Genomic DNA, 8300 nt, shown 5'->3' on the forward strand with positions numbered 1-8300 from the left:
CGCATAGCACCCAAGCCCCCTACTACCCCATCAGTGAACAGCCTGAACCCGGCTCAACGCCACCTCCACCAACCCCCGCGCGTGTTCTATCTCATGCACGGCCGCCAGGCTGAGCATCTGCTGGGGGGCTTGGGAATGAAGTAGCACCGCGTGCTGCGACACGGTCTGTGCGCAGAGCAAGTATTCGGAGAGTTGGATGAGGATGTCTTCGAGGGATTGGGTGGCGTGGTGCGGTGGGTCTGGGACGATCTTGAGCATGATGAACCTCTAGAGTCGATGAGGCTGCTACAGACCTGCTGTCAAACAAGAAGGTGGCAGCGGTACGCGGGTTGACAGACCGAGGACTCTAGAACTCGGCGCACACGAGTGTGCCCCACGTACAGCCGCCATAAAGGGTGCACGTGCGCCAAGAGTCAGGGACGGCCTGTCAAAGCCGGTCGTTGATGAGCAACGACGCGGAGGAGACTAGAGCGCTGACTGGGCCGGCGCAATGGCTGGCGTGCGGCGGGAGTATGATTGGGAAAGAGACTACAGGGAATAGGGAAAGGCTGAGGTTTGGATGTAACGGATTGCAAATCCGTTGTGAGAAAGGCGCTTTAGCCAGGACTTTAGTCCGCTGGTTGATAGGCCAGGATCGCCTTCGCCAGTTGCATCTCGTCCTCAGTAGTTACCGTGCTTGCGGGCCGCAGCGCTGACAAGGCAGCTTGCAGCTCCACGCCCAGAATGGCGCCGTCGCTTGCCACATAGGCCGCCGCGTCATTGCGGGCGTCTACGATTTTTTTATCCTGGTTTTTGCTGCTATTTCGGCTGCTGGCTTCCGCGTCCTCGGTCAGGGTCACGGGAAACAGCGTCACGGCCAGAGACGAGGTAACGATTACTCCGAGGAACGTGGGTTCCACGGCGCGGCCATCCCCCGCCAAGGCGGGCAGAGAGCAGGAAAAACCGAGCACTATTGCCGCTAGTAAATGACGCACCTACTCGCTCCATGCGTTAGACCGATCATCAAAATCGAAATGTGCGCGCATTCTGGCGGAGTATCGCGTGGAGGAGAAGTGCTACTCGCAAATGCCGAGCTCGGCATTTGCTGGGAAGTCCGGTATGACTTGCCCGTCGAGACCTGCCTTCAGTAAATACCCGTCTTCCGCCGGCTGGCGCATTGCCAGTCGGTGTGCTATCCCTCAGAGACCACATCGATGATCAATGAGGGCATTTATGAAGCTTTTGGCATCATTTCTTCCCGCAATATCTTTGTTGGCCGTACCCCAGGCTTTTGCGCTCGACAGCGTTTGCGATGCAATTCTTAAACACGGAATATACGACAAGGAGAACGTCTTAGACTTCCAGCACAAATACAATCTCTCGAAAGATGTAATTTGCAACTCCGAGGCCAGATCAAGCAACTATGACGGCAGCCTCAACTACAACACTATAACCGGCTCTGCAAGCTCGAATCAGTCGTATTCCAGCAGTTACTGCTCATCGGATTATGATGAAGCCTTATCTAACACCCTCTACAAGAAAATCGCCCAAAAAGCCAGCAACGTGATTGCCAGCTCTTGGTCTGAATGTATTAGACAAAACAACTCTGGCGTCAGTCATTATATACAGCCATCTCAAGACCCAAAACGTTTTATTTATCATATCCAGTATTCACCCGGGGGTGAGAAAGGCTTCACAGAAGTTCGCCAATGGGCAATATCACCCAGTTCAGATGTTACTTGCCAGGGCGATATACCGAAAGCAGGAGACCAGATTACCGCGTCGGGATTTTCATTAATTTGCACTAGAAGGGAAGCTGACCTTGCTGTAATAGTTGTGGCCACTACTACAGAAGGCGGTAAAAATTTGAAATCTGTTGAGCTTCCTCCATACGTTTCTTCACCCGTTCCCGTACCAGAGCCCGAGCCCCCCACACCACCCACTGGGGTTGTCGATGTGACTGCCATTTGGCCTGCGACCGGTAAAAGCGCAGCTCAAAAATGCAGCACGCTTGGAGAAGGATGGTCGTCTTTCTCATTTGATGGAAAATCAGATATTGCTTATTGCAAAAAAACCGGAACATCCAACAGATACATAACAGACTTCAAAGGGTACAACACCGCCAACTCAAACCTACCTTGCTCCAATACATTTGGGAATGACTGGGAGCGGGTCATTTGGGACGGAAAGTCCAAAACACTAATATGCAAACAAGTCAGGAGTCTAGCTATTATAAATACCGGCCAAGCAAGTTACTTGAAGGACATCGGCTCTGCATGGCCTCATGAGTGCCCACCTACTCAAGGGCGCCTCTACAAAATTAACTATTCGCAAATATCTTTCTGTGGCACGTGGGCAAAGCAGTAAACTTAAGGCCGCTGGAGCATCTCCAGCGGCCTCCAGATAATATCCCGCTATCTTTTAATCAGGCACTCTTAAAAAAACTGCCTATTAACGAACTCAGCATGCATAGAATGGCTATCTGGTCTTTGAACTGGTCGCCCCTTACTTTGAGCGTTTCCTGCTTTCCGGCGGGGCCAACACTGTCTGCCAACGCAGTTAACTCAAAAGGATCGTTGAAGAGCTCGGGCTCCTAAACCCCAGATTCACGCGCCGGACAGTAGCTAACAGCTAAGCCCGAGGCAACCGCCTCGCAGAAGGAAATCAATCACTGAAAACGTTGTGCTTTGTTTGTGTCCTGAAACCAGGGCACAAAAATCACACACATGAAAAAGACCACTCCTTTCGGAAATGGCCTTATTCTCTGAATATATGGTCGGGACGGAGTGATTCGAACACTCGACCCCTTGCACCCCATGCGTGCCACTCCTGCGTACGGCACGATAATAAAGGATTCCGGCCCTGCTTTCGCTGCAACGAAGCCTCACGAGTCCGGACGCATCCTAGCAACGTCACTTCAAAGGTCATTGGCCCTGGCTAGCCCGCCCTGGCGTTCTGCCGAGCGATCCGCTCCTTCTAAATAGCTGTCACCCTTCCGACGAATTCCATCCTCCACCGCCTGATATGCAAGGCCCGCTGTTCAACTTCGCTCAAGCGCTGCGCAGCTGCCCGCCATTCGGTCAGCGTCTTCAAACAATCGCCCAAGCACCACAATGGCAAAGCCCACTGCCTGGCGCTGCTGGGCAGCGATGGCATTGCAGGTGGCTGATGCCTGGCGCGCAGCAGGCTGTTGATTTTGAAACGAGCCATCGCTTGGTTTAGAGCAGGCGAAAATGCCCGCAACTTGGCGGGCATTAGGAGGATATCTAGAAGCCCGCACAATGCCGGGTTAATTTAGATGTTATATCTAATCAGCAGATGCCGATATCTCTTCGATTGGTTTATCAAGTAGTTCGAACTGCTTGGCAAACCCCTCAACCACAATTTCAGACCCAGCCCCAGACAAATGTCCACGATCAAAGTAGGTCATACTTTTTCCGGTATACACCAGACACTCAAGTGGTGCTTCGTGCCGACACAGTACTGAAGAAGGGTTGAAGTATTCCAGCCCGTATTTCTTTGCAAGCCTTTCGATCACAAGATTAGAATGCAGGTAATCATCAGAGCGCATAAACTGCTGAGCATGTGAGAAAGCTGTTTTCCTTGCGACAAACTTAATTGGCTCAACGGAAAAATCTGGCGTATTACCGAACACCACCACCTTGGCCCTAGCCTTTCCAAGATCACTAAAAAATTGATCCAGTTCTTGCTCATACTGCGTTTGACCGATCCGTAAGTATGAGCCAAGCCAATTAGCACCAACAATCAACACATCTCCAGAACCAAGATCTGGAAGCATCTCCTTTACAAACATATCCGAGAACTCTGTGCAGCGCCGCTCTGAATTTTCAATATAAGCAAATGGCCTGCAGCTAGTTCCGGTCCACTGCTGAATTGATAACTCACTGCCTGCATATACCTTTCTAATTCCAGCAATAAGATGTGCCGCTTCGGAATCACCATAGACAACCAGTCTTCGACCAGCGCCCTCAGCACTTACACACTGCTCTTTGATTAGATCTGCTGCGCTTTGATGATAGTCTATGAAGCACTTTCCAAGACCATAGATCCCCATTGTTTCCTTGTAACCGGAAACCACACCTACATTTGCCAATACTTGCTGCGGCAAAGATCTAAATTCCAATCCATTTTTTTGGTAAGTTGTAAAACCTACGGCCCCCATGACAACCATTGCGGACACAAGAGCATAGGCCTTGCCGTTTCCATCGCCCCCTTCACGAATAGGCCGCTCGATAAAACGATAAGTGATCCAGGCAAGCACGATAGACAACAGTACCGCAGCAACGCGCACGCTGACATCAGGGACATCACCGTTGACAATCCGCGCAAACGTTAAAATAGGCCAGTGCCATAGGTAGAGAGGAAAACTGATTAAGCCAATCCATACCATCAGCCTGTTGGACATTAGCACACGATTGAGCCAAGCCTCCGGGCCGGCAGCGATAAGCAGCACCGCTCCAATGACCGGAACAGCTGCAAATTTTCCAGGAAAGCCAACTTCCTTATCGATGAAGATGAAGCCAAGCACGAGAAATGCAATACCGGCCGCTGACTGTATGTTCGACACGGCGCTGTATCTATTTGAGATTCCCGCGTCGATTCTGATCTTCATTTCTCGCAGCGCAGAACCTTTGTAGTGAGTCACCCACGCTAACATACTGCCGCATAGCAACTCCCAGAACCTTGTGTGCGGCGAGTAGAATGTTGAAGTCGCATCGCTTGCGACCCCAACAATATTGAGGTAGAACGAGATTGCAGCTAACAGTAAGGCAATAATAAAAAAGTTGAATCTAATCTTCCACGCAACGATCAAAACCACAGGCCAGATAATATAGAACTGCTCTTCGATACCTAGACTCCAAAGGTGCAGTAGTGGCTTTGTCTCGGCAGAATTGTCAAAATACCCAGACTCCCCAAGGAGAGTAAAATTTGATACAAACCCAGCACCAGATGCAATGTGCTTTCCTAGCTGAGCGTATTCGTCTGCTAAAAGCAAGTACCAACCTAGTGCATAACTTGAAATCAGAACAAACAAAAGACCCGGGAAGATTCTTTTCACCCTTCGAACATAGAAGTCCGTTATTTTAAAAGCCCTTCTATCTAGGCTTTTAAAAATAATTGTAGATATCAAAAACCCAGATATTACAAAAAAGACGTCAACCCCGATAAACCCCCCCTTCATGACACTTGGGAAGGCGTGAAAAATTACAACTGAGAGAACTGCAATGGCCCGCAAGCCATCAATGTCCGGTCTATATTTTGGGTGGGACAAATTAGAAGTCATTAGTCTGTTGCTATCCGTAGTAGACGAAGACAATAGGCACTGAATTTTGCGCACATACTACGTGATACGGTCCGACAAATCGAGATTACACGGTGGGCTGGCGCCCTTGAGCCGCGATAGCACCAGTTCAGCCCACCAAGAAAGCCACTCAGGCGCCGAGTTCTGCAGAGCTTTAAGGCTCAAACCACACTGACACGGAATAATTCACGCGCGATATCTGGCTTAAGTTGGCCCCCAGTCGATGGCCGGCAATACTGCCCTCCCCTGAATGTCAGGAAGACGGTGAGCGGCAGGGGCACCATGTCAACGCTCTCTTTTTTGAAAACATGAACCTCTGGCGTATGTACCACGTTTGTTCCGGCCATCCGGCACCGTGCTGGGCCGCCGCCACAATCGAAGAAATTTCTTACCTCTGCGGTGTCGAAATAGAAGGATGCGCAGTGTCTGTAGTGGCCCTAGCCAGCTGGCGCGGGCAACAAAAAAACTTTGGCCCTAAGGCGCCGACGCTATCCTGCGCAGAGCGTGACCAGCTGATTGAAGTTGCAAACAAGGTGTCGGCAACCGATTCACGCGCCCGGTGCTGACGATCTTGAAAAGGAGGATTGGACGAAGAAAAAGGCGAAGTCACTCGAAAAGTCACTAGCCCCAAAAACAACAAAGCCACCCGAAGGTGGCTAAGTCATTGAAATATATGGTCGGGACGGAGTGATTCGAACACTCGACCCCTTGCACCCCATGCGTGCAGGATACACCTAAAGCCTTACGGATCAAGGCCTTGAGCGGGCGCTCGCTGCAAACGGTGCCGAACTGTGCAAGACCAATTTTCACCATCCCCCGAAAATCTCCCCACGGGCTCCGTCCCGCATCCGGCGTTCTGCCGACCGTTCCCCTTCCTTTATATAGCTACTCACAGGTGGGCTTGCCGCTACCCTGTATCACCTGTACGCCGCCGGGATGATCCTGCGGATAGTCGCCAAACAAGCCCAACGCCCAGGCCTCTTCGTGCTCTATCAGCGCCCAAAGCCGCGCCGCCTCGACAAGCTCGAGCATTTCGCCCATCTCCTCGATGGACACCTCAGCCCGGTGATAGCAGTCGTAGGCCATCTGCCTGAGCACGGCAACTCGCGCCTCTGGATCTGTGATCAGTGGCTCGCGGTCATCGAGTGCGGTTACCCAGGCTGGAGGGTATGGGAGTGGCATGGCCGATACTGTATGTAAAACCAGTATCGTATAGCCCGTCATGGTCTCAGGCAATCACCGGTCAGCGGTGCGTTCTCGTGCCGTCCATGATCGATTCACACGCTAGCCCAGCTATTCGGCTTCGCTCAAGCGCTGCTGCGCAGCTGCCCGCCATTCGGTCAGCGTCTTCAAGCAATCCTCCGAGCACCACAACGGCAGAGGCTCCTGTCTGGCGCTGCTGGGTAGCGATGGCATTGCAGGTGGCTGAATGCCCTGCGCGCAGCCGGCTGATTTCCCCGCGCAGCCCACCAGCAGCAGACTCGGCAGCAGCAGCGCGAGCCGCCGCCAGTTCAAGCTGTTTCCTCGCATTGCTCTCCTCCTCATCCACCACCGCCTGCCGGCGAAGCTCTTCTTTTCTAGCCACCTGCTCAGCCAGGGCCCAAGCCTGTTTGTCCCCGGCATCGCGCGCAGCCCACCTGCCCCGCCACTCGGCGTCCATCGTCGTACGCCCATGCTCATAGGCACCCCAGTACGACACCAGCACCAGGGCGAGACACACCGCCGCGCCGGCGGTGCGCCACCCGATCACGCCAACACCTTCAGTGCCCGCTCGTATAGAGCCACCCGATCAGCCTGGCCATTGAGGCCGCCGTTGATCTTGCGAGTGATAGCCTCGAACTTTCCGGCGTCCGCCAGCTCGTTCAGTCCGTTCTGCGACCACCACCACGCGGCCGACTGGCAGGCAAATTCAGGCTGCTCCAGAAGCTCAGGCTTATCGACCAGGGGCAGGCCCAGCCCGTCAGCGGCGGCGCGGTAGTTCGACCGGCCGGTGAGCTGGATCAGCCCGCGGCCTCGGTACCGCCAACCATCACCCGATGACTCGGAGCCGTTCGCCATGCGATCGGCATACACCTTGTTCGCGATCTTCTCAGGCTGCCGGGCATAAGCGGCGCTCGACAGCGCGGTGAACCGGGTGGGCCAGGTCCGTGCCAGTGCATCGGCGCTGTAGTTCAAGTTCTCCACCAGGCTACGCAGGTGGCCTGATTCGTGACCGACCTGGGCAAGGAACGCCGCGGTGCGCAGCCGGCTGTTGATCTTGAAGCGAGCCATTGCCCGGTTTAGAGCAGGCAAAAAAATGCCCGCTACCGGGCGGGCACTGGGAAGGATCTGCAGCAACTGCTGCTCTGTGATTGGCATGCTTTCTCCAGGCAATAAAAAACCCGCCGCGGCGGGTATCGGTATTCATCTGTGATCAGGCCGGCGGCGCGGGCCAGTCGACTTTTGCGGGGTACCCAGGCTGCTCTGGCAGGCGGTTCAGCGCGACCCGGTATTTCTTCCAGGCCTTCAGCGCAGTGGCTTCAGCCTCGGTTGCGTCGTCGAGGTCGACCGCATCCTGCAGCGGTGCGATTGCCGAGTCGGCAGCGGCACGGCGGCTCGCCGCATCAGCCTGCACCGCACCGAGAAGCTGCGCTGCAGTGGCTTCTTGCTTCATCTCTGCCGTGACCATCTGACTCCAGTCGATTGCGCCGACAGCTGCAGGCCAGTTCGGCGGGACATCGGGCTGCGGGTCGCGGTCCGTGGGCAGTGGTACCCGGCCGTCAGCCGGGCTGACGATGTCGACAGGGAAGCGCGATTGCTCACTCGCATCCGCGCCGTGCGGCAGCATGAGTGTCAGCACCAGGCCGCCACTGATCCGCTCGACTGGCGCAATCACGAACTCGCAGTCGACAGCCTCGGCAGGGAGCGTCGCGCCATCCGGTAATCGCGTGAAGTCAAATTCCACACCATTCACTTCCAGTATGTCGGCGGACCTGGCCACAACTAAGCCCAGATCAGA

Annotated in this window: 8 protein-coding genes and 1 pseudogene; 1 reads left to right on the plus strand and 8 read right to left on the minus strand. The window is 54.1% G+C overall.

From position 1 onward, the window contains the following. Nucleotides 1-30 precede the first annotated feature (30 nt). Both DN387_RS20610 and DN387_RS20615 read right to left on the minus strand, forming a co-directional pair. Nucleotides 31-258, minus strand: coding sequence for a hypothetical protein (locus DN387_RS20610; RefSeq protein WP_054915177.1), 228 nt, complete (start codon nucleotides 256-258; stop codon nucleotides 31-33). A gap of 350 nt (nucleotides 259-608) precedes the next feature. Beyond that, the gene (locus tag DN387_RS20615) at nucleotides 609-974 is read right to left on the minus strand and encodes a DUF2388 domain-containing protein (RefSeq protein ID WP_082405726.1); all 366 of its coding nucleotides are present in this window, start codon (nucleotides 972-974) and stop codon (nucleotides 609-611) included. A 238-nt stretch (nucleotides 975-1212) separates the two neighbouring features. On the opposite strand from DN387_RS20615, the gene DN387_RS20620 reads away from it, so the two are divergent. Continuing rightward, entirely contained in the window at nucleotides 1213-2346 is a 1134-nt protein-coding gene (locus DN387_RS20620; RefSeq protein WP_143516655.1) for a hypothetical protein, read from the plus strand. Nucleotides 2347-3019: 673 nt separating this feature from the next. On the opposite strand, the pseudogene DN387_RS20625 reads toward DN387_RS20620, so the two are convergent. The 6 genes and pseudogenes from DN387_RS20625 to DN387_RS20650 form a co-directional block, all read right to left on the minus strand. After that, nucleotides 3020-3145 (minus strand): annotated as a pseudogene (locus tag DN387_RS20625) (DUF2514 domain-containing protein); the annotation flags it as partial. Nucleotides 3146-3286: 141 nt separating this feature from the next. Beyond that, a complete protein-coding gene (locus DN387_RS20630) occupies nucleotides 3287-5272 on the minus strand; it encodes an acyltransferase family protein (RefSeq protein WP_054915179.1) in 1986 nt (661 codons plus the stop codon). Between the two features lie 915 nt (nucleotides 5273-6187). Beyond that, nucleotides 6188-6484, minus strand: coding sequence for a hypothetical protein (locus DN387_RS20635; RefSeq protein WP_054915318.1), 297 nt, complete (start codon nucleotides 6482-6484; stop codon nucleotides 6188-6190). Nucleotides 6485-6545: 61 nt separating this feature from the next. Beyond that, on the minus strand, nucleotides 6546-7052 hold the full coding sequence (locus DN387_RS20640) for a DUF2514 family protein (protein ID WP_054915180.1): 507 nt from the start codon (nucleotides 7050-7052) through the stop codon (nucleotides 6546-6548). Further along, nucleotides 7049-7660: a glycoside hydrolase family 19 protein gene (locus tag DN387_RS20645; RefSeq protein ID WP_054915181.1), complete on the minus strand. Its 612-nt coding sequence runs from the start codon at nucleotides 7658-7660 to the stop codon at nucleotides 7049-7051. Before DN387_RS20645 ends, DN387_RS20640 begins: the two co-directional genes overlap by 4 nt. A 55-nt stretch (nucleotides 7661-7715) precedes the next feature. Continuing rightward, nucleotides 7716-8300: tail fiber assembly protein (locus DN387_RS20650; protein ID WP_302329353.1), on the minus strand; the 585-nt coding region annotated here is incomplete at its 5' end.

This window comes from Pseudomonas sp. FBF18 (assembly GCF_024261405.1).
Lineage (GTDB): Bacteria > Pseudomonadota > Gammaproteobacteria > Pseudomonadales > Pseudomonadaceae > Aquipseudomonas > Aquipseudomonas palmensis.